Raw genomic sequence first — 23952 nt, forward strand, 5'->3', positions numbered from 1 at the left:
ACCAAAATGTTCGCCAATAGTTTTTAACGAATTTTTAGTAAACGCTTTGGCCAAAAACATCGTGATTTGCCTGGCTTGTACAATTTCCCTTTTGCGGGTTTTTTGAAGTAGCTTATCATAAGCCACATCAAAATACTCGCAAACCATTTTTTGGATAGCGTCAATCGTAATCTCCTTACTGGAAGATCTCACAAAATTTCGTAGTACTTTTTTTGCCAATTCAAGGTCTATTTCTCTTTTGTTGAGCGAAGATTGTGCCAACAATGATATCAAAGCCCCTTCAAGTTCACGAACATTACTGCTTATGTTGTAAGCAATATATTTTACCACTTCTTTAGGCATTTCCAAGCCGTCATTCTTCATTTTCTTCTCTAAAATCTCAATCTTGGTATCGTAGTCAGGCACTTGTATATCTGCGCTTAAACCCCACCTGAAACGACTTAAAAGACGTTCCTGTACACCTTCAAGATCTTTAGGGGGTTTATCACTGGTAAGTATTAGCTGTTTACCACTCTGGTGAAGGTGATTAAAGATAGAGAAAAAAGCATCCTGTGATTTTTCGGCCCTGTTAAAAAACTGTACGTCATCAATAATCAATACATCAATCAACTGATAAAAATGAATAAAGTCGTTGATTGCACCATTGCGCCCATGATCTATAAACTGATTTATAAATTTTTCTGAACTTACATACAATACCACTTTGTTATTGTGGATACGTTTTACTTCGTTGCCGATGGCCTGTGCAAGATGTGTTTTACCCAATCCAACACCTCCATAAATTACCAATGGATTGAAAGAAGTAGTACCCGGCTTTTCTGCTACCGTTTTACCTGCACGTCTTGCTACCCTGTTGCAGTCTCCTTCTATAAAATTATCAAATGTATACGCATGGTTTAACTGCGGATCTATCTGCATCTTTTTAAGACCAGGAATTACAAATGGGTTTTTAACCGGGTTGTTTATAATAAGAGGAAAATCCATTTCATTATTTGAATATGATTTAAAACCATGACCAGGTACATCCATTGTAAGCGGCTTATTTTTACTGTTACCGCTATCTACCATTATCCTGTATTCCAAACGGGCATCTTTACCCAACTCTCTCTTTAATGTTTTAGCAAGTAAGCTAATGTAATGTTCTTCCAGGTATTCAAAAAAGAACTGACTTGGTACCTGAATTGTTAATACTTTTTCTTTAAGTGCTACGGGTTTAATAGGTTCGAACCATGTTTTAAAATGTTGCCATTCTACAATGTCTTTGATTATCTCTAAACAATTAGACCATACTTTATCAAAAACTTTATCCATTGTTCCTTAAGCAATTTACGAAATTATAAAATTATCCACACTCAAAATATTTCAGCATCTTCTATTTATAGTAATTGAGAACCTATATTTGTTGGGGGGAGCGAATATCAAAATAATTTGTTGAAAAAAAAATTTTTTATTCACTTGTTTTTTACATTGTAACTACAGTATGGTACTTTGAGAAATTTTATTTTTCATTTTTTTAAAAAAACTATACAAATTTATCTCTGTAATTCAGTTCCAGTCTATGTTATATTTAAAACATTTTTTTCTGAACGTAGTTTTACTCTAATTTTTATTTTTGAACCTAATGCGCTTTTTATTACTTCGAAAAATAATATTTTTTTGGTTGAATCAAAGCTGCAGATTGCCCTATCAATCTTAGTAACACTATAAAAATAAAAACAGCTTCAACCGGTTCTTTTTATAGCTTACCGTTACGCGTTTATCTAACCCCCAACAGCAATAAATATTTTTTTCAGCTGATAATTTTAGTATCAGTACAATCAAAGCTAAAAGAGCAATATGTTACAAAAAACATTTTAAAGATTTTGGCATCGCATACTAAACCGGGTTTAGATACATGATAATTTAAACCACGGAAGGTATTCAATAAATATTGTAGCAAAGAAATAAAGAGTTAAAAATTTAATACTAATTAATATTACTTTTACACCCTAAAAAGCAACATTATGAGTTATGAATTAACCGGCAAATTGGTGGCCAAATACGATACAGTTCAACGTACCGAAACTTTTAAAACAAGGGAATTTGCAGTAGAAAAAATAGAAGATATAGGCGGCAGAACAATTACCAGCTATGCAAAATTTCAGTGTATTCAGGATAAAACTGCCATCATTGATAAAGTAAATATCGGCGATGAAATAAAAGTGTCTTTTAACATAAAAGGAAGTAAGTGGGAAAAGGATGGTAAGGTAAATTACATCACTAATTTAGATGCATGGCGTATTGAACAAGTATTACAGGCAGCCACAGATAAGGGCGTTGCCGATACTGAATATATGGAGCCATTGGATACTTTTTCTGCAACATCACCCGATGCAATTGATGATTTGCCCTTTTAAAATCCAATGCCATTGAAGCAATGAGTACACAAACTTTCCAACTTTTTACAATTCAAAAATAAAAGAAATAAGCTTTGAAGAAAAGTACTGATTTTCATACTTTTCAAAACGCCCTTTTAGGCAATTCAGAAGTATGCAACAACAAATTTCTCTTAAATTACTTCCTGAACAAGCAGCAGATTACAAAACTGTTATAGACTTGCTGGCAAAAACCACCGGTAAAAATGTTACTGCTATAACCGGTTATAACACCCTCAAAAAATCTGTTGATGCAAGAGGTAAATCCATCTGGGTAACCCTCACTGTTACTGCATTTATTGATGAACCCTTTCATAAAAGAATAATCCAACCGTTTGATTTTAAAAGTGTGCACCAGTCTCAAAAAAAAGTAGTAATTATTGGCGCCGGACCTGCAGGTTTATTTGCTGCATTACAGCTGATTGAACTTGGTATTAAACCTTTATTGCTGGAAAGAGGGAAAGATGTAAGGGCAAGGAGAAGAGACCTTGCCCTATTGAATAAAGAAGGTATCGTAAACCCCGAAAGTAATTATTGCTTTGGGGAAGGTGGCGCAGGAACTTACAGCGATGGGAAATTATATACCCGAAGTAACAAGCGGGGAAATATCGACAGAATATTGCATCTGTTTGTACATTTTGGTGCCGAAGAAAAAATATTATACGAAGCCCACCCACACATTGGAACCAACAAATTACCCGCCATTATAACTGCCATGCGGCAACAGATAGAAGCATGCGGCGGTGACTTTTTATTTGAAAAAAAAGTAACAGACATTATCATTGTAAATGAAAAAGTAAAAGCAGTTAAAACGGCTGATGGAAATATGTTTGATGGTGATGCGTTTATTTTGGCAACCGGCCATTCGGCCCATGATATTTTTGAACTGCTCCATCTAAAACAATTACTGATTGAAGCTAAACCATTTGCCTTGGGTGTCAGGGTAGAACATCCGCAAAGTTTAATAGACGCAGCACAATACCACTGTGCTGCAAGAGGAGAATTTTTACCTGCAGCAGCCTATAGCCTGGTGCAACAAATAAATGGCCGTGGTGTATTTTCATTTTGCATGTGTCCCGGCGGTATCATTGCTCCGGCTGCAACTTCACCCGGTCAGCTGGTGGTAAACGGATGGAGCCCATCTAAAAGAAATAACCCTTATGCCAACAGCGGTATGGTAGTGCAGGTAGGACTGGATGATGTAGTTAGAAAAAAAAATGTAAATACTACCAGTGAATTAGCGATGCTGGAGTTTCAGCAATATATAGAAGAAAAGGCATTTACTGCAGGCGGAGGAAAATTTGTAGCCCCTGCACAACGGATGGTTGATTTTTCGAGAAAAAAACTATCTGCCGATTTACCTGGATGCTCTTACCAGCCAGGAATTATAGCGGCGCCGCTGAATGAGGTTTTACCTGAATTTATTTACGATGCACTTGCAAAGGGATTTGTTGCATTCGGCAAAAAAATGAAAGGCTATTTTACCAATGAAGCGGTGGTAGTTGCCACGGAAAGCCGTACATCATCTCCAGTAAAAATACCCAGAGATGCAGAAAAATTAACCCATCCCCAACTTACTAATTTATATCCCTGTGCCGAAGGCGCCGGTTATGCCGGTGGCATTGTAAGTGCTGCCATGGATGGTGAACGCATCGCCAGGCAAATAGCAAATGTAAAAATTTGACAATTGCTCAATTCGAAAATGTGAAGATGTGAAAATTGCTTCATGTGAAGATGAAATCTTGCTTTAATATTATTATCTGTATTGAAAGAACTTTAAATTGAGCAATTTTCATATGTTCTGATTTTCTAATTATTTTCTTTAATCTTACATCCTAATAAAATAACCCATGAATATTCTGGAGCTGAAAAATGTACAAAAATATTTTACCACTCAAAAAGCTGTCGACAACATAAGTTTTTCTATCGAACAGGGAAGTATATTTGGATTGCTTGGGCCCAATGGCGCAGGCAAAACAACTTTGCTCCGGATGATCACAGGAATTTTTTATCCTGACAATGGTGAGATTTTTTTAAATGGTAAGCCTTTTGACCCGATAAAAGATGTGGGCCATATTGGTTATATGCCCGAAGAAAGGGGGTTGTATAAAAAAATGAAAATTGGCGAACAGGCGCTTTACCTGGCACAGTTAAAAGGCTTAAGCAGGGCCGATGCCATGAAAAAAATAAAGGCCTGGTTTATAAAATTTGAAATGGAAAGCTGGTGGAACAAAAAGGTAGAAGATTTAAGCAAAGGCATGAGCCAGAAATTACAATTTGTTATCACCGTTTTACATGAGCCTGAATTAATTATACTCGATGAGCCTTTTAGCGGATTAGACCCTGTAAATGCCAACCTGATAAAAAATGAAATTTTTAACCTGGCTAAAAATGGCAGTACGGTTATTTTTAGTACACACCGAATGGAGCAGGTAGAAGAAATTTGTAATCATATAATGTTAATCAATAAGGGTAAAAAAATTTTAGATGGCACAGTTACGCAAATAAAAAATCAGTTTAAACAAAATATTTACAGGCTGGGTGCCAGCACCAATGCGTATAATCTGATTACCCACATTTTTGAGGTAATTAAACATCAACCAAATGAGTTGATGCTAAAACTATTGCAGGACAGTACTACCAATGATGTACTAAAGTTTTTCATCAGCCAGGATATTCCTGTTCATTCTTTTAACGAAGTATTACCCACTATAAATGAAATTTTTATTCAACTGGTAGAAGGTACTCCCGAAGCAAGGCAATTTGAAACAATTAATTAATTTTTGATTACCATTTTACATCATCATATATGAATAAGATCTGGCTGATACTAAAGAGAGAATACTTAACCAGGGTACGCAATAAAACATTTTTATTGTCTACTTTTTTACTGCCCGTTGTAATGTTGCTGTTTATTTTTGGCAGTGCTTTTTTTGCTATATCATCAAAAGAAAAATTAAAAAAAGTTGCTGTAACCAATGACCCGGGTATATTTAGGGCAAATTTAAAAGGCGATTCTGTCAGTTTGATTTTTGATTTTACAACCAACGTTGACAGCACCAGTTTTTCTGCCAAAGGATATGATGCAGTATTGAATTTAAATAACGATTCTGTTACAAGGAAATTTACCATCCATTCAAAAAAACAATTGGGCATTGATGCACAGGGACTGATAGAAAGCAGGCTGGACAGAGCTTTTGAAATTAACCAATTGCAAAAAAAAGGCATCCGTAAAGAAACGCTTGATAGTATCAGCAAACAATCAACCGGAGCTTTTACCATTTACAACCGCTTAACTTCAGAAAAGGGAAAATCGCAGGAAGTGAATGCGCAGCTAAATTATGGGATAGGTTTTGCAAGCGGCATCCTGATTTATATTACCATGTTTATTTTTGGCGCCATGGTAATGAGGGGCGTAATGGAAGAAAAAACAAACCGCATTGCTGAAGTAATTGTGAGCAGTGTAAAACCATTTCAACTGATGATGGGTAAAATTTTAGGTATCGCCGCTGTAGGGTTAACACAATTTTTTTTATGGATTGTTTTAATATTGGTTTTGTCTACCGTAATAAGCGCATTTATTCCGCATGAGTTGGTACAGCAGGCTGGTGAAATGAACAAGAATATGCCCATGGGCGGTAACAATGCCCTGGCACTAAAACTGATGGATGTTAAACAAACGATAAGTCATGTAAACTGGATACAGATTATCAGTTGTTTTATATTTTATTTTTTGGGCGGTTATCTTTTCTATGCTTCCTTATTTGCAGCCATTGGCAGTGTGATAAATGAAGATCCGCAGGAAGCGCAATCACTGATGTTGCCCATCACCATGCCCATTATTTTTGCGTTTATAATTATGGCAAGTAATTTAAATACTCCTGATAGTACAGTAATGGTTTGGGCAAGTATGATCCCTTTTACATCACCCATTGTAATGATGGCGCGTATTCCAAGCGGTATTCCGTGGCAACAACTGGTGGTATCAATGGCCCTGCTGATTGCCGGCTTTTTATTTACTACCTGGCTTGCAGCTAAAATTTACAGAACCGGTATCTTAATGTATGGCAAAAAAGCAAGTTGGAAAGAGATGTTTAAGTGGGCTTTCAGAAAATCATAAAGGAAGCGGTAATTCAGGTTCATCTCCAAAAACACTTTTATAAATTTCTGATTTTGCATAGGTATATATTAAACCGCTAATTAAGAATAAAGTGCAGATAAAACAGCCGGCAAAAAACCCTATAATACCAAAAATAACAGAAGATGTTTTTACCATTATAAAAGGTTCAGTTGGTTTGTCAAGTACTGAAATGATGGGAGTAGCTTTTTGCAAACGCCAGGTAGCTTCTTCTCTGTTGTTTACAGATAAATCCCGCTGCCTTAAAATGCGGCTTTTTTCCATTGATAAATTTTCTTTCGGCAAGCCATATTCCAATCGGTCGGCTGGGGTAAAGTAAGTTGTATTTTGCAACACGACGGCTTTTTTATCTACCTGGGTTAGCATATCCTGCAATGAATCTATTTTCTTTATTGTAAAATAATAATCGGCCAGTGCTTTCGAAATTTTTAAATCTATGTAAAACTGTGATAATTTTTCTATAAAAACATTTGTAATGGGAGTTATCAGTTTTTTATCGGAACTGCTAAAATATATTTCCAGTACACCATTTTTACTCATCTTCGCAGTAATATCTTCACTTAATAATTCGCCTCCTAACGATGCTATTGCTTCACTATCAGCAGGTATTTTAATGGTATTTTCCCAAAAAGATGCATGAGCATTTAAATCATCGGCAATTAATTCGGTAATCGTTTTATTATCAAATTGCGGTAAGCGGGTAAGTGCTACTTTCTGCCTTACATTGCGGCTTAAAGTAAGTTCAACAATATTAATAGCCGCATCGCCACTAAAGCTTTTAGAATTGCCTTCTATTCCTAAAATACCATTTAAAGCACTGGTTGAAATTGAATTTTCGGTTTGAGTGGATAAGGGAAAAACGGTTGCTTTAGCTGTATAAACCGGCCTGTTATGCCTTACATAAAAAAAGAATAATAAGGCAAAGAAAATACCACACCCTATCACGGCTATTTTGTACTGTTTAAGCTTATAAAAAATGCTTCTTATTAATACTGTACTTGTCAATTTTTTTTATTTAATCTTAAAAATCAGATAGGTAATAATTAATGGAATTGCCGTTGTAGCAGCGGTTGCCAATGCATTTGTAAAATCTTTATTTTCTGGCCTTGTTGGAACAGTAATGGTAGCCCCTTCCTCCACTTTAGGATAAAGATGAAAAAATAAAACATTCCTTGTCTGCTTGCTTTTACCATTGGCATAAGTTACGTAAATTCTTTTACGCCATGGCCGTACACCAAAACCTCCGGCCTTATCAATATAATAATTCAGGTTGGCATGTTCTTTATCAAAAGTAATTTTTAAAGGGGATTGTACCTTTCCGCGTACTGTAATAAATGGATTTATTTCGGGAATATATACGACATCATTTTCCTGCAATATAATATCGTAGGCAGAATTCTGATATTTTATCGCCGAGTATAAATCTATACTTACTGGTTCTTCGAGGTTAAGTATTGCACTGTCCTTAATTAAATTTCCGAGTGAATCTTTCTTTGGTTTATATAGAATTTTTTCTCTTAAAAAGTCAAGCTTTTTTCTAAACAGTATTGCGCCTCCAATATTGGCATTTTCTAAAATACCTCCTGCCCGCTTTATATAAGATGATAACCGTTCATACCTGTTAAGCCGGGGATAATACCCTGCATATTTTATCAGGCCTAAAATCTGAATATTTTGCTGTAATTCAAAGGTTGGATTTTTTCTTACGAATACCTGGTCGTATGGTTTTAAAATAACTTTAGCTGCGGCAGAATCCAGTTCCAGGTTTGATTGAATAGCGTATGACCTAATTATATTACGGGTTGGTTTTAATCCTTGCCTGGCAGAATCAATATCTACAATGCTCGAAATTTCAAGCCTGCCGTATTCTGCAGATTCCTTTAAACCTCCTGATAAATATAGCAAGTCCTGCAGGTTCATACCGCCGTATTTCCTCACATGTCCTTCCTTGCGTACCTCACCAAAAATATCAACGAATTGCTGGTCACCAAATTCATTAGATGAAAATAATTGGACTATATCATTTGGCATTAATATCACATTATTGATACTTGAACCGTTGTTGCTATTTTGAAAATCACTTAGATCTACTTCCAGCCTATCCGATTTGATACTGGTAGAATCTCCTGCACCGCGAAATATGTAGGCTCTTGAGAGGTAAGTACTTTTTGTAATTCCACCAGCCCTGTTAATTACATCAAACAAATGATCATTTTTTCTTATTTCGTAAGTGCCTGGATATTTTACGGGGCCTTTTATCTCAACTTTATTTACAAACCCCGCTTTTATTAAATCTGCTCTTACAACATCTCCATCTTTTAACTCATAATCCTGATTGGATAATTTTATGATGGCTGTTACATTTACATCATGAATTACCTGGTCTTCATTTTCATTTCGTATAACTTTCACGGCCGATGTAAGGGCATCAGATGTAAACCCACCCGAAAATTTAATCAATGCTTTTATGCCTTCGTCTTTCTTAAGTTGATAATACATGGGGCGTTTAAACTGGCCTGTTGCCAGTACTTTCATCACTTCATTACTTACAAATACAAAATCATTATTTTGCAAATAAATACGGCTTTGCATCTCGCCCGAGGCAAGGTATTTATATACATCAATTGTTTCAATAATTTTACCGTTTCGCTTAACCTGTATGTCTCTTAAACTACCAAATTCGGTAACCCCTCCTGCCAGGCCAATTACATTGTAAGCATTGGAAAATGCAGAAACGGTAACAGGCCCCGGGCTTTCAACCTCTCCTCCAACATTTACATTAATAGTACGTGGCGCTCCCAGGGTTATTTGTATATTGGTATTTGCCGGTACCACACTTTTAAACCTTGCATAAATTAATGAACGGGCCATTTCAAAAGTTAGCCCCTGTACAGAAATTTTACCCAAACTGTTGGGAAAGATAGCACCATCGCGGGCTACCACATAATCCTCCTGGTATTCGCCGCCGCCCCATAAAGCCACTACTATATGATCGCCTACACCAATTGGATAATCAAGCGGTGGCGTGGATAGCTCCCCGATATCATACATAGCTGCATTCTGAAAAACATTTGCACCATATATTTTTTTAGGGCTATACATTAACGTCCCTCCGTTTTCATTTAAGATGCTGTCTTTGTCAAGCGTTTTATTTTCAAGCCTTTTGGCTATTACCGGATTTTCCTTGCTTCTGTCAGTCCCTTTTTTACTTTGGTTATTGTCTTTAAAATAACTATCAAAGCCCGATTTTGTCAACTGCGTTGGATCCACCCCAGCGGGTAATAATTCCTTCAGGCTTTGTGAGGAAGGCTCTGTGTTTTGGCTGTAAGCGGATAGGGAAAGAAACGTTATACTAAATAACACCACTGCAAATTTCTTCACTAAAAACTTAAAAATACATTGCATTTGTTATGGGTTAATGAACAATAATTTTTGAAACTAAGCAAATATAATAATTTATTTCAGTGGACGTTGTAAAGCAAATTCAAACTCTTTCCACAGCTCATCTACAATATCGGCGGCGGGTTGAATGTTTTTGATCAGAGTACTTACCTGTCCGATTTCTAGTTCTCCATTCTCAAGGTCGCCTTCAAACATTCCGTTTTTTGCCCTTCCCTTTCCCAATAAATTTTTTAAAGTGTCAACAGAAACGCCGTTCAGTTCTGCTTGTTGCACATCTGTAAAAAATTTATTCTTCAGTAGTCTTACGGGAGTTAGTTGTTTTAATGAAAGCTGCGTGTCTCCTTCAGCGGCGTTAATTACAGCCTCTTTAAATTTTTGATGTGCGGATGATTCGTAGCTGGCAACAAAACGGCTGCCTGCCTGTATCCCTTCGGCACCTAACACCATAGCAGCCAGCATTTGCCTTCCGGTAGCAATGCCGCCTGCAGCAATTACCGGTATGGCTACTGCATTGCAAACTGCAGGAATTAAAACAAGGGTAGTTGTTTCTTCTCTTCCATTGTGGCCACCTGCCTCAAAACCTTCTGCTACAACAGCATCGCATCCTGCCTGTTGCGCCTTTACGGCAAACCTGCTGCTACTAACCACATGCACTACTTTTATACCGGCCTGTTTTAGTACTGTTGTCCATGTGGCAGGGTTACCCGCAGAAGTGAATACCACCGGTACTTTTTCTTCAATAATTATTTGAATGTGCTGATCAATATTTGGATACAACAGCGGAACGTTTACTCCGAAAGGCTTATTTGTAGCTGCCCTGCATTTTTGAATGTGTTCTTTTAACACCAGCGGCTGCATACTGCCACTTCCAATTAAACCTAATCCGCCGGCATTGCTTACTGCACTTGCCAGCCGCCAGCCACTGGCCCAAACCATCCCTGCCTGTATAATGGGATAACGGATACCAAAGAGTTGTGTAATTCTGTTAGTGAAAGACGACATGTGTTGCTGCTTTTGCTAAACTTGTAACAATAAATAAATCGCAGACTGCTACCGGCTTATCCGAGGTCAATATCTGTGTTATCCCCAATATTCAACGACCTTGTTTCTCCTTTAATACCCGTATCGCTGCCTATTAAAGAATCGTCAAGCACCACATCATATAATTTTGAAAACGATCCGATGATAGAGTCTTTTACAATGGTGTAATTCAATAAAGTATTATCGCCTATTGTAACATTGGGACCAATGACAGAATTTTTTATATCACAACCTTCGCCAATACTAACCGGCGGAATGATAATGGTATTTTCGTACTTATCCAGCTCTGGTACTTTACCACCAAATTTTTTCAGCAGGGTGGCGTTGGATAGCAGCAGGGTTTCTTTTTTACCACAATCAAACCAGTTTTGCACCTTAAAAAATTTGAATTTTGTACCGCTTTGTATCATGCATTCCAATGCATCTGTAAGGCTTAATTCATTGCGTGCAATATCTTTTTTCTCTATAATTTTTTTAAGACAGGTAAACAATAAATCGGTTTCCCTTATTTTATAAATGCCCACCAGTGCCATATTACTTTTAGGAATGGCCGGCTTTTCAACAACCCGGCTTATAAACCCGTCATCCTCAATTTCCGCCACACCAAAATTGCGGGGATCATCTACTTTTTTTACGCCCAGCATGGAGAAAGGAACATTCAGTATTTGTTTTACGTCATACTCGGCAATGGTATCTCCCAATACTATAAACACTTCTTCGCTGCCAATAATTTCTTTGGCAAGATCAATGGCATGGCCGGTTCCGTATCTTTCGTTCTGATAAACAAAATGACAAACAAGGTGTGGATATTTTGCCTTTACATAATCCTGAATTTTTTCTCCCAGGTAGCCTACAATAAATATAAAATCATTGATCCCTGCTTCGTGCAACTGATCAATAATAATACTTAAAACGGTTTTACCCGCTAAAGGTATTAAAGCCTTTGGCTGTGTGTAAGTGTGTGGACGCAATTTTGTGCCTGCGCCTGCAACGGGAATAATGGCCTTCATGATAAAACCTTACACTGCTAAGTGCTGTATTTTTATTGATAATAAGATGTTACTCTATTTAAACAGTTTGTGAATGTAGTGATTTTTGTGTAGACTTTACATCATAAACAATGCCCTTATTTTTAAAGGGACTGTCAAAGTAATATTGGCTTTGTATCTTTGCAACTTAAAAATATCGCATGCAGAGAGATACATTGGTTTTTGATTTAATACGCCAGGAAATGAACCGCCAAAGGCATGGCATTGAACTGATTGCTTCAGAAAATTTTACTTCCCTACAGGTAATGCAGGCATCGGGCTGTGTTATGACCAATAAATATGCAGAAGGTTATCCGGGCCGAAGGTATTATGCAGGGTGCGAAATTGTAGACCAAACGGAACAATTAGCCATTGACCGCCTGAAACAGATTTTTAGCTGCGATTATGCCAATGTACAACCCCATAGTGGAGCACAAGCCAATGCAGCCGTAGCTTTAGCGGTGTTGCAGCCTGGTGATATCATACTGGGACTGGATTTAAGCATGGGCGGACATCTTACCCATGGCTCACCGGTAAATTATTCCGGCAAATTGTACGAAGCACATTTTTATGGCGTAGTAAAAGAAACAGGGTTAATTGATTATGATACTTTGGAAGAAAAAGCCAGGGCATTGAAACCAAAACTGATTTTTTGCGGAGCCTCTGCCTATAGCCGCGACTGGGATTATGCACGCATACGAAAAGTGGCCGACGAAGTGGGTGCTTTTGTTCAGTGTGATATGGCACATCCTGCCGGTTTAATTGCCAAAGGATTATTAAGTTCGCCGTTTGAACATTGCCATTTTGTTACCTCTACCACCCATAAAACTTTGCGGGGCCCCAGGGGAGGAATTATTTTAATGAAAAAAGATTTTGAAAACCCGTTTGGTTTAAAGGATATAAAAGGCAATACCCGCCTGATGAGTAACCTGATGGACATGGCTGTTTTTCCGGGCATACAGGGCGGCCCGTTGCAACATATTATTGCAGCAAAAGCAATCGCCTTTGGAGAAATATTAACCGATGAATTTACAGATTACGCCAAACAGGTAGTAGTAAATGCACAGGCCATGGCCAAAGCTTTTGTAGAAAAAGGATATCAGTTGATAAGCAATGGTACCGACAATCACCTAATGCTGATTGACCTGCGCAACAAAAATATCAGTGGTAAAAAAGCTGAGCAGGCACTGGTAAAGGCAGATATTACCTTAAATAAAAACATGGTTCCTTTTGATGATAAAAGTGCTTTTGTTACATCCGGTATACGGATAGGAACGGCAGCCATCACCACCCGTGGTATGAAGGAAGAACACATGCAGTTTGTAGTAAATGTATTAGACAATGTGCTGATGAATGCCGGTGATGAAAAAGTAATCAGCACCATCCGGGGCCAGGTAAATGAATTTATGGGTCAATTTATTTTATATCCTGAACTTGGATAAAAATTAAAATTATTGTATGATACAGCGCATTCAATCTATCTGGCTTTTAGCAGCATCCATCGTTAGTTTTCTAACCTTAAAGCTATCTTTTTACAGCGGTACTTATTTGCCCGATAACTTATACCACCAGCTAAATGGTACAGAAAATTTAACGCTGATGATACCCACCATCGCATTGGGCATACTAACCTTACTCACCATTTTTTTATTTAAAAACAGGGTAACACAGCTGAGGCTTTGTATGGCTGCTATTTTACTTGATGTATTGTTAATCGTCTTGTATTTCCGGTCTCTGAAAGATTTTTCCAGGGGCGATTTTGCTTTTACTGCGGTGTTGCATCTTGTTGTAATATCCGCACTGGTATTGGCTGCCAGCGGAATTAACAAAGATGAAAAATTGATAAAAGATAGTAACAGGTTAAGGTAATACAACACATTTATTAAAAAATTCTGGTCTGCTATTTACAGGTCAGGATTTTTTTTGCCCTGCATTTGCCCCTGATTTAACTTCATTGGCGTCGCACTTTTCAACATCATCTTTCAATTATCCTTTAACCTTCCCGTTGAAGGGTATCAATGCGAAGGCAACCGGCAAAAATAATTTTCTTTTCTTATTTTACAGTAATCTAAAACCGTCTACTATTTTCTTCAATTTCGTTTCTCAGAAAAAGACAAATACATAATTTTTACAAAAACCTTCCCGTATAACTTTCCCTGCATTTTTTTAAATCTGCCGGCTTACCTGCAAAAACAAGATTACCTCCGGCATCACCCGCTTCGGGGCCAAGATCAATTACCCAGTCTGCAGATTTTATTACATCGGTATTGTGTTCAATTACTAAAATGGTATGGCCCTGTTCTATCAATGCATTAAAAGAAGTAAGCAGTTTTTTTATATCATGAAAATGTAGCCCGGTAGTTGGTTCATCAAAAATAAATAAAATATTACCCTGCGATTTCCCCTTGCCTAAAAACGAAGCCAGCTTTACCCGCTGCGCTTCGCCACCAGAAAGCGTATTACTGCTTTGGCCCAGCTTTACATAACCAAGGCCTACGTTGCTTAAGGGCTGTATTTTTTTTGCTACATCGGCTTCTTCCTTAAAAAATTCAATGGCATCATCTACGCTCATATCCAGCACATCATAAATACTTTTTGTTTTGTAGGTAACCTCCAGCACTTCTTCTTTAAACCGTTTACCACCGCATACTTCACAGGTTAAATGTACATCTGCCAGAAACTGCATTTCAACCACCTGTTCACCTTCACCTTTACAGGCATCGCACCTGCCGCCATCCACATTAAATGAAAAGTGTTTGGGTAAAAATCCCCGCATTTTACTAAGCGGTTGTTTGCTATACAATTCCCTTATTTCATCATACGCTTTAATGTAGGTAACCGGGTTACTGCGGGAAGATTTGCCGATAGGATTCTGGTCTACCATTTCTATCTGGGCAATCGCATCCAGATCGCCGGTAACGGATTTGTGTAAACCGGCTTTGTCCACTCCTTCGCCTTTAATTTTTTGTAAAGCAGGATACAATATTTGTTTTACCAATGTTGTTTTACCGCTGCCGCTTACACCACTTACCACACAAAAAACATTCAATGGAAATTGTACATTTATATTTTTAAGATTGTTTTGCCGGGCACCTTCTACTGTAATACTCTGGTTCCATTTGCGTAAGTGTTTGGGTACTTCAATGCTCAATGCACCACTAAGATATTTTCCCGTTAAACTATTTTTATCAGCAATCAATTCCTTGTAATTGCCTGCTGCTACTACTTCCCCACCCAGGTGGCTGGCTAATGGCCCCATATCGATAATGTAATCTGCTTCCCGCATCATCATCTCATCATGCTCTACCACCACCACTGTATTTCCCAGGTCTCTTAATTCTTTTAACACACGTATCAGTCTTTCGGTATCCCTGCTGTGCAGGCCAATGGATGGTTCATCCAGGATGTATAAAGAACTGGTAAGATTGCTGCCTAAACTTCTTGTAAGTTGTATCCGCTGGCTTTCGCCACCACTTAAAGAATTAGCCAGCCGATTTAAAGTAAGATAGTCCAGCCCTACATCTGTGAGTGTTTTAATGCGGTGATGAATTTCTATCAAAATTCTTTTGGCTACTTTTTCATCATAGGCACTCAGCGTTAACTGATCAAACCAAACCTGCAGATCTTTTACGGGTAATTCACACAATTCTCCAATATGTTTACCGCACACTTTTACATACAATGCTTCTTTACGCAGGCGGTATCCTTTGCAATCAGGGCAAAGAGTTTTACCACGATAGCGGCTTAACAATACACGGTATTGCACCTTGTATAAATTTTGCTCTACTTCTTTAAAAAAATCGTTGATGCCATTGGCGTAACTATTACCTTCCCATAACAACAGGTATTGTTCTTTTGTAAGGTCAATGATGGGCGTATGTACCGGAAAATTAAAATTCTTTGCTGCCTTTATAAATTGCTCTTTCCACAAACTCAGTTTTTCTCCTTTCCAAGGTGCTACTGCACCTTCATAAACACTTAACTGTTTATTTGGAATTACAAGGTCGGAATCAATACCCAATACCAGTGAAAAACCCTCGCAGGTTGGGCAGGCACCAAAGGGATTGTTAAACGAAAATAAATTGGGTACCGGCTCTTCAAACTGTATTCCATCCAGCTCAAATTTATTGCTGAAGGATAATATTTTTTTACCGTTTATTTCCAGCATCAGGCTTCCTTCGCCTTCATAAAAAGCAATCCCAACCGAATCGCTTATCCGGTGGGTATCATCTTCATCAAATGTTTTTACAACCAGCCTGTCAATCAAAAGACAGGTTTCTGCTGAAAGATTAACCGGTGTATTTTCCAGTAAGTCTTCAATGCGGTGCGGCTCAAAAGCTCCGGCATTTAAAGGGTTTGGAGAAGCCACTCTTGAAAATCCTTTTTGCATCAGAATATTTAATTCTTCTTTTACATCCCGGTTGGCATGCAGTTTAAAAGGCACCAGCAACAATACTTTATCACCATCCTTTAAATTGCGAATAGCTTTTAACACATCAGCTACATCATCTTTTTTTACTTCCCTTTCGCTTATGGGTGAAATGGTTTTGCCGGTTCTTGCAAACAACAACCGCAGGTAGTCGTAAATTTCCGTCATGCTGCCTACGGTGCTCCTGGGCGTACGGGTAATTACTTTTTGTTCTATCGCAATGGCAGGACAAAGCCCCTTTATGTAATCTACATCGGGCTTGTTCATACGCTGCATAAACTGCCTGGCATAAGCACTTAAACTTTCGGCGTAACGCCGCTGGCCTTCGGCAAATAATGTATCAATGGTTAAGGAAGATTTACCCGAACCTGAAACGCCCGTAACCACCACCAGTTTATTGCGTGGTATTGTTACCGTTACATCTTTCAGATTGTGAACCCTTGCACCTTTTATAAAAATTCCGTCAGCATTATTTACAGAAATAATCGCCTTTTTTTTATTGATTGATTTTGTAGTAGTCATAATTGATTTGCAAAAATAGTGTGTTCTTTTTGTGCTGTATAAATATTGTGAGCGTCTTGCCAAAATCCAGGCACTTATTTTTATCGTTCATTGTGTGTGTAATTCTTATTACAAAAGATGCCAAAAAAAAAATTTAAGAAAAATTTGGCAATTCAAAATTTCTTCCTATTTTCACAGTCCAATATCCAGTAAAGTGAAAAGCCTGAACGCCTATCTATAGAACTTCTACGCTCAATTCTCTCTTATTGGTTTCCAAACAAAAGTCCTAAACCAACAAAAACTGTAGAAGTTTATGAAATGCCTGATTAATTTAACCGACCAGCAGTTAGTACATCTTTACATGGATGGAGACACTGACGCTCTTTCAACACTTGTAACACGTTACAAGGACCGAATTTACACCTCAATTTATTTGCTTGTAAAAGACAAGTACCTGGCAGAAGACCTGTTTCAGGATGTGTTTATCCGTATTATTGATACGCTGAAAGGCAGACGATATACAGATGAGGGTAAATTTTTGCCCTGGGCACTGCGCATTGCACACAATCTTTGCGTAGATCATTTTAGAAAAGTAAAACGTAGTCCGAGCATTAAAACCAGCGACGACCGTGATATTTTTGAAGTGCTTAATTTCTTTGAACCAAGTGCTGAGCATAAGATGATGCAAAATCAAAGTCATGACAGGGTTCGCAGAATGATTGACCTTTTACCTGAAGACCAACGTGAAGTGATCATTATGCGTCACTATGCAGACCTTAGTTTTAAAGAAATTGCGGATCTTACCAAATGCAGTATCAACACAGCTCTAGGCCGTATGCGCTATGGCTTGATCAACATGCGTAAAATGATGGCAGAAAAACAAATTGCATTATAAAACTTAGTATGTAACCCCCGTTTAAAATAAAACCCTTCACAATTGTGAAGGGTTTTATTTTTTTGATAAGAAAAGTATTGCGCTATTGCTTTTTATATATTTCCAACACTCTATCCAGATGGGCGGCAAACTCTTTTGCCCCTTTAGTCGGGTCGTATCCATAGCCACCTGGCACTAATAAATTGCCATCACTGTTTACAAACACATAATTGGGCTGGCCGCTGGCCTGTATCAGTTGCTGTTGCAAATCTTCATTTCTATCGCCCACTGTTACAACCTGTCCATTCAAAGCTTTGGAAAAAAACTTTTCATTGTCGGGTAATTCTTCATCATCATAATCGCTGAATAAAGAAACTACTACGAAATCATTTTTCATTTTTGATATTACAGCGGGGTCTGACCAGATAGTTGCTTCAAATTTTCTGCAGTTTACACATTGTATGCCGGTAAAATCTATCATGATGGGTTTATGTAAAACCTTTGATGCAGCCTGTGCTTCTTTATAATCGTAGTAAATAGTTAAGTTATTTTGTTTGGCAGCCAGTGGTTCATAATTACTCAATCGCTTTACATATTTTACTGGTGGCAATGCTGCTGAAGTTAAGGAAACATTGTTACCGGAAGCGGAGGTTTTTTCAGATTGGCTGTACAATATAAAATCCTGCGTGCCGGCTGCCGGCACAAAAGCAGAAACTGCATTTAATGGCGCTCCCCATAAACCAGGAATTAAATACAATGAAAATGCCAGGGATGCAATAGCCAGGAATAACCTTGGTATCGGTATGTATTGCAGGCCCCAGTCATTTTTTGGCAACTCACTATCGTGTTTAAAAGTTAGTTTACCCAATAAATAAAAACCAAGTAAAGTAAAAATAACTACCCATAATACAATAAACACTTCCCTGTCTAAAATACGCAGGTTTTTTGCAACATCTACATTGCTTAAAAACTTAAGCGCAAACGCCAGCTCAACAAACCCCAATGTTACTTTTAATGCATTCTGCCAACCGCCACTTTTGGTTAACACTGTCAATAGTTTTGGGAAAAAAGCGAAAATAATAAAAGGAAATGCCAGACCAAAGCCAAAAGCAAACATTCCAATCACCGGCCCAAAATTGCCAGCTTTGCCGCCTGATGTACCCAATATTAGTGCAACAAAATTACCAGTACAGCTAAAGGAAACTACTACCAACGTAAATGCCATGAAGAAAATACCAGCGTAGCTTTTTGAATTTGATTTACTATCAAGTTTATTTGCCCAGGAAGAAGGCAGGTTTATATCGAACGCACCTAAAAAGGAAATGCCGAAAATTAAAAACATAAGAAATAGAAAACTATTAAATATCCAGTTTGTGGACATATTGTTCCAAAAAGTTCTCGGAATTATGGATGCAAATGCGCCAATGGCAGCATAGATAAATATTATTGAAATTGCATAAAACAGAACATTTTTCCTGCCTTCTTTTGGAGTTTTACTTCTTTTTAAAAACAGGCTAACAGTTACTGGCACCAGGGCGTAAACGCAGGGAGTTATAAAAGCCAAAAGGCCGGCACCAATACCCCTTAATAATAATGTAAACCATGATTTTTCAGAATCGGGGTTTGTTGCTGTTGTAACTTTTGAAATTTCAGTAGATGCACTTTTGTATTCAAACTGCATTGAGATCCGTTGATCAGCCGATTCTACACTTTCGCCTTTTTGATAATAGTAATTGATATTGCCGATGATGCGGATACTATCACCCGAAATTAACTTTATTTTCTGCTGCCATTGCACAGAATCCGTATAAAATTTTATCGCAGCATTATTGAATGCGGCATCTGTTTTAGTTTGCAGATTTCCCTTTTCAATAACGCTGTCGGCTAAATACTTTTTTATAGTTGAATCAAATGTGATTATGGTATTTACAGGTAAATCGCCCGAAATTTTTTGAATAGAAAATAACTTTATACCAGGGGCAGGCTTTGCGGTAATATGCAATATAAACTCCCCGTTGCCTTTATCTTCTTTATTAAAACTAAACTGCACAGGTTGCTTATCCTGTGCAGCAAGGGTGAGTAATAAAAAAAAACTCACCACCGATAATACTACCTGTTTTATCATTTTAAAATTATAAACTTCTAATTTAATGCGATATTGAAATTTTGTGTTGTGGGCGGCATACAGGTTCTGTCGTTGCAAATCATGGATTCTACCGTACCACTTATATTGGTTTTAATTTTGCCTTTAACCATTACTTTTTTTACAAAATCAACTTTGCCCTCAAAATACCTTACATCAACTTTAAAGTTTTTATCAAAATACGAAACCATTTTACCCACTTCTTTCGGTTGTGCTGTGGGCACAGTTACCAATGCATTGTTAGTAAATTTAAAAGCTGTTGGTATTGGTCCACCTTCTGGTGTTGTTTGAGAATAAATATGCCAGCCCGCTGGAGGAGTTGCTATCATGTGAAGCTCATAATAATTATTAGCCCCTTTTTTTGCAACAAAGCTCCAGGCAATTTTTTGCTGCGCATTTACGGTGATAAATAACAGGGTGAAGGCGATAACTGCAATTATTCTTTTCATTTTTAATATTTAAATTGGTATAATAACAAAGTAACTACCAATTAGCTTTTTAAGGTGTTAAACATTGTTAATTAGTTGTATAAACCAACTATTATTTAATTGATACCGAATAAATGGGCAAATACTTTTCGGCCGTCTTCATTGCCCAATGCACTACTACAGGCTCTTTCAGGGTGAGGCATCATACCATACACATTTCTTTCTTTATTGCAGATACCCGCTATATTATGGATAGCCCCGTTGGGGTTGCTTTCGTGGTTTACGGTACATTTTTCATCACAATACCTGTAAATAATTTGGCGGTGCATTTCCAATTCTTCAAGTGTTTCGTCATCTGCAAAATACCTGCCTTCGCCATGTGCTACCGGAATTTTTAAAGCCTGGCAGGCATCAGCAGCAGCTTCTTTTATAAAAACATTTTTACAAACAAATTGCTGCTGGCTATTGCGCAATAGTATACCTGGCAGTAAGCCGCTCTCGCACAAAATCTGAAAACCATTGCAAATACCTAATACCTTTCCACCTTTATTGGCAAATTCAATAACGCTTTGCATCATCGGACTAAATTTGGCGATGGCACCGCAGCGCAGATAATCGCCAAAGCTAAAACCGCCAGGTAATACAATGCAATCATCGGTAGTAAACATGCTGATGTCTTTGTGTTTATGCCAAAGCTCAATTACTTCCTGCTTTAGACCAATTTTCAGGGTTTCTATCATGTCTCTGTCGCAATTGCTGCCTGGAAAAATTACTACGCCAAATTTCATATAAATGATTTGTGATTTTATTTTTTATTTAAAAGCCTGGATCTGCCTAATCTTAATTGTATGCAAAAGTACAATTACATTTTAATTATTGTACGAAGTAACTAAATGCAATAACAAAAGCTACCATGAGCCAATGCAACAGCAGCGGAAACCATTTTTTTGTTGGATACAAAAAAGCACTTCCCACAAAGGCCGAAAGCGGTACGGCACACAAAATCCAATATTGAAAGCTATGTGCAGTATTAATAAAAGGAATAAAAACAGCTACGAGGAAATAAAGAAAAACCAGGTTCCAGCTTTTACGGGTTTGGATCAGTTGGCGGCGAAAATTTTGCTGTATGTAAAATAATCCGATTACGGTGGCAAACAATACAATAATGATGGCAGCCAGGGCCCAATTGGATTTATAAAATACGGGAAAGCCTACTGAAAAGCCTGGTAACTTATAGCCCTTCCATTTATCAGTTAAAAAAATATAAGCCAGCAAAAAATAATAGGGTGTAATAATACCCAGCAAGGCTATCAGCCATTCTGCCGGTTTAAATGGCCGGGTTACCGTTAGGCCAACAATAATTAAAATAGCAAAGGCTATAGAAGGAAAATAAAAAAAGGTAGATAAACCGATGATGATACCAATATTGAACAAGGCAGATCTTGCGTTTTTATTATTGTACAATCCGCTCATATTTGCCCAGACCCATATCAGTAAAGTATTTACAATGAGCGGTGCTGATAAAACATTCCATTCTTTAAACAAGGAAGTTATCAGCAGGTAAGCCATTGCTGCCAGGTAATTCGGTTTTTGCATTAAACGCTGGTCGTTGGCCAGCTTATTAAAAGTAACAGCCTGTGTATACAATAATATAAAACTAATAAAGGAATAAATAACCGGCACGCTATTGCCAATGGATGAAAGCTTTGTCAGTAAAGCTTTAAATAAAAAGCCATCCGTTTGTTGCGGCACCGGTATGGTGGGGTGCAAAAAAACAGGCAGCTTTAGAAGCAGCCCATATACCAGTAATAAAAAAGTATTGTAAGGGTTGTTGGCTTTAAATGTGCCTGTCACAATAAGAATCAGTTTTATGCACTGCAAAAGTGCAGTTTAATTATGGCTTTAAAAAATCAATCCAACACCATGAACAGTACTAAAAATCAATTTTAGCAAAACATATCTGCTGACGGAAAGAACAAGGTACTATCATTTGCCTCGCACCAGTTTGTTTGGCAAATCTTATCATAAACTCGTACCCTTTATCATAACTTTTTAAACTGGGATTGCGGATCAAAGTGCCATCTGCAGATACTACATTGTCAATCAGCAACTGGTTTCTTTTATCAGAATTGTTGAATAAAAAATGAATTCCTACACCGGTATTAAATGTTGCGAAGGATAGATAATTATCGGTAACGTCTGCAAACTGCTCCTTGTGTATAATATTACTCCATTCAGTCACCCCTTTGTTATCAATACTCTGTACTAAAATATTATAGTAGTAATACCTGTTGTTATAATAGTTATTAAACCCGTTATAGGGTCTGTAATAGCCGCCATAATAAGGGCTGTAATAGTTATAATAATACGGATTGCTGAATGGGGAATTGTATAAATAATCCCAGCGGTTCCATTGATTGTTGCCTGTACTTTGGGTAGAAAAATCTTCCGCCACCAATAAATATCCTCCATCTTTTTTTAAGATAATGTTGCGGATAAAGAAATCGTTGAACACATATTTCAAACCACCTTTTTCTTTGGCGATACTTCTAATACTATCCGGCAGCGGGGTAAAAATGCTGGTATAAATGCTATCGCCTTTTGAATCCCATACCGAAGCATAGATGCCATTAATATTTCCGCGGCGTTCGCCATAATAAAGCGAATTTAATAAATAGCGTTTGTTTACATTATCAACTTTTATTTTCACTTCATCGATATATGTTTTATTTAGTGGAAGCACTTTAAACGAAAACGTATCCTGCTGTGCTGCTTTGGTAATAAGCTCTAATTTACCAATATCGTCCCTGTTACTTGATTTGATCGATTTTGCAAACACTAAGTTGCCTTCATCGTCCACAAAAAAATCGCTTAAAACCTCTTTTCTTTCATTGTATTCCAATATATTCCTGCTTTTATGCAAAGGCTGCAACTGGTTATTATACAAAATACTGGCAAAGTTAAGCCGGTCATCTTTTTTTTGCATTTTGAATACTATTATTTTCTGCTTATCCTCACTAACAATAACATTATAAATCTTGTTATCTCCAAATGTGCCCACCTGGGTTGTATCCAGTAAAATGGGTTCGTTTAGTTTTTTGCTATCCCCATCTAATTTTGCAGCCATGCAGTATACAACACCTCTTTTTTGATATTGATAAATGAGATAAAAAAAATCAGGATACAATACAAAATCAACATTATATGCTTTTGAAGGAATAAAATCCAAGTCTACTTTTTCTTTCAGCTCCATTTCTCCCTGGTAAACTGAAACAGCATACCTTGAACTCACATTTTTAAATACCAGTATGTTACTGTTTATTCTACCGATGATTTCAAAATCCATGTCGCGGCTGTTTTCTTTTAATACCTCCGAATAAGAAATTTTTTGTGCAAAAGAAAATACAGGTAATAAAAATAACAATACAATAAACAATACTTTTTCTTTCATGATAAGGGAAAATTTTATAATTTAAAATTAAGCTATAATCTTTTAATAAAAGTATAAACAAGACGGCAGAACTTTTGTTTTTACATAATTATAACCAATGTTT

General features: G+C 37.3%; 18 protein-coding genes. 7 read left to right on the top strand and 11 right to left on the bottom strand.

Going from position 1 to position 23952, the window contains the following annotated elements; all coding sequences use genetic code 11:
- A partial coding sequence (gene dnaA, locus H7254_RS20960) for a chromosomal replication initiator protein DnaA (protein WP_301934832.1) occupies positions 1–1311 on the bottom strand: 1311 nt, incomplete at its 3' end.
- A 692-nt stretch (positions 1312–2003) separates the two neighbouring features.
- On the opposite strand from dnaA, the gene H7254_RS20965 reads away from it, so the two are divergent.
- From H7254_RS20965 to H7254_RS20980, 4 genes are all read left to right on the top strand, one after another.
- Positions 2004–2396 (top strand): DUF3127 domain-containing protein, encoded by a 393-nt coding sequence (locus H7254_RS20965; protein ID WP_301922017.1) that lies wholly within the window; start codon positions 2004–2006, stop codon positions 2394–2396.
- 133 nt (positions 2397–2529) lie between these two features.
- Entirely contained in the window at positions 2530–4098 is a 1569-nt protein-coding gene (locus H7254_RS20970; RefSeq protein ID WP_301934833.1) for an NAD(P)/FAD-dependent oxidoreductase, read from the top strand.
- Between the two features lie 166 nt (positions 4099–4264).
- The gene (locus H7254_RS20975; protein ID WP_301934834.1) at positions 4265–5194 is read left to right on the top strand and encodes an ABC transporter ATP-binding protein; all 930 of its coding nucleotides are present in this window, start codon (positions 4265–4267) and stop codon (positions 5192–5194) included.
- Positions 5195–5223: 29 nt separating this feature from the next.
- Positions 5224–6534, top strand: coding sequence for an ABC transporter permease (locus tag H7254_RS20980; protein ID WP_301934835.1), 1311 nt, complete (start codon positions 5224–5226; stop codon positions 6532–6534).
- On the opposite strand, the gene H7254_RS20985 is transcribed toward H7254_RS20980, so the two are convergent.
- The 4 genes from H7254_RS20985 to H7254_RS21000 are packed head-to-tail and all read right to left on the bottom strand — an operon-like array spanning position 6529 to position 12005.
- Positions 6529–7557 (bottom strand): hypothetical protein, encoded by a 1029-nt coding sequence (locus H7254_RS20985; protein ID WP_301934836.1) that lies wholly within the window; start codon positions 7555–7557, stop codon positions 6529–6531. The two genes, H7254_RS20980 and H7254_RS20985, sit on opposite strands and share 6 nt — an antisense overlap.
- Before the next feature lie 6 nt (positions 7558–7563).
- Positions 7564–9957, bottom strand: coding sequence for an SLBB domain-containing protein (locus H7254_RS20990; RefSeq protein ID WP_301934837.1), 2394 nt, complete (start codon positions 9955–9957; stop codon positions 7564–7566).
- A 51-nt stretch (positions 9958–10008) separates the two neighbouring features.
- The gene (locus H7254_RS20995; RefSeq protein WP_301934838.1) at positions 10009–10956 is read right to left on the bottom strand and encodes a nitronate monooxygenase family protein; all 948 of its coding nucleotides are present in this window, start codon (positions 10954–10956) and stop codon (positions 10009–10011) included.
- Between the two features lie 56 nt (positions 10957–11012).
- The gene (locus H7254_RS21000; protein WP_301934839.1) at positions 11013–12005 is read right to left on the bottom strand and encodes a sugar phosphate nucleotidyltransferase; all 993 of its coding nucleotides are present in this window, start codon (positions 12003–12005) and stop codon (positions 11013–11015) included.
- Positions 12006–12184: 179 nt separating this feature from the next.
- On the opposite strand from H7254_RS21000, the gene glyA reads away from it, so the two are divergent.
- Together glyA and H7254_RS21010 are read left to right on the top strand one after the other, a co-directional pair.
- Entirely contained in the window at positions 12185–13465 is a 1281-nt protein-coding gene (gene glyA, locus H7254_RS21005) for a serine hydroxymethyltransferase (protein ID WP_301934840.1), read from the top strand.
- 16 nt (positions 13466–13481) lie between these two features.
- The gene (locus H7254_RS21010; RefSeq protein ID WP_301924403.1) at positions 13482–13892 is read left to right on the top strand and encodes a DUF4293 domain-containing protein; all 411 of its coding nucleotides are present in this window, start codon (positions 13482–13484) and stop codon (positions 13890–13892) included.
- Positions 13893–14151: 259 nt separating this feature from the next.
- On the opposite strand, the gene uvrA is transcribed toward H7254_RS21010, so the two are convergent.
- Positions 14152–16974, bottom strand: coding sequence for an excinuclease ABC subunit UvrA (gene uvrA, locus H7254_RS21015; protein ID WP_301934841.1), 2823 nt, complete (start codon positions 16972–16974; stop codon positions 14152–14154).
- Positions 16975–17266: 292 nt separating this feature from the next.
- On the opposite strand from uvrA, the gene H7254_RS21020 reads away from it, so the two are divergent.
- Positions 17267–17848: an RNA polymerase sigma factor gene (locus tag H7254_RS21020; protein ID WP_301934842.1), complete on the top strand. Its 582-nt coding sequence runs from the start codon at positions 17267–17269 to the stop codon at positions 17846–17848.
- An 82-nt stretch (positions 17849–17930) separates the two neighbouring features.
- On the opposite strand, the gene H7254_RS21025 is transcribed toward H7254_RS21020, so the two are convergent.
- The 5 genes from H7254_RS21025 to H7254_RS21045 form a co-directional block, all read right to left on the bottom strand.
- On the bottom strand, positions 17931–19952 hold the full coding sequence (locus H7254_RS21025) for a protein-disulfide reductase DsbD (RefSeq protein ID WP_301934843.1): 2022 nt from the start codon (positions 19950–19952) through the stop codon (positions 17931–17933).
- A gap of 17 nt (positions 19953–19969) precedes the next feature.
- The gene (locus H7254_RS21030) at positions 19970–20419 is read right to left on the bottom strand and encodes a protein-disulfide reductase DsbD domain-containing protein (RefSeq protein ID WP_301924407.1); all 450 of its coding nucleotides are present in this window, start codon (positions 20417–20419) and stop codon (positions 19970–19972) included.
- A 95-nt stretch (positions 20420–20514) separates the two neighbouring features.
- Positions 20515–21186 (bottom strand): phosphoribosylformylglycinamidine synthase subunit PurQ, encoded by a 672-nt coding sequence (gene purQ, locus H7254_RS21035; RefSeq protein WP_301934844.1) that lies wholly within the window; start codon positions 21184–21186, stop codon positions 20515–20517.
- Positions 21187–21271: 85 nt separating this feature from the next.
- Positions 21272–22252 (bottom strand): DUF6427 family protein, encoded by a 981-nt coding sequence (locus H7254_RS21040; RefSeq protein WP_301934845.1) that lies wholly within the window; start codon positions 22250–22252, stop codon positions 21272–21274.
- Positions 22253–22331: 79 nt separating this feature from the next.
- A complete protein-coding gene (locus tag H7254_RS21045) occupies positions 22332–23849 on the bottom strand; it encodes a hypothetical protein (RefSeq protein WP_301934846.1) in 1518 nt (505 codons plus the stop codon).
- Positions 23850–23952 lie beyond the last annotated feature (103 nt).

Source organism: Ferruginibacter sp. (genome assembly GCF_014377975.1).
Lineage (GTDB): Bacteria > Bacteroidota > Bacteroidia > Chitinophagales > Chitinophagaceae > Ferruginibacter.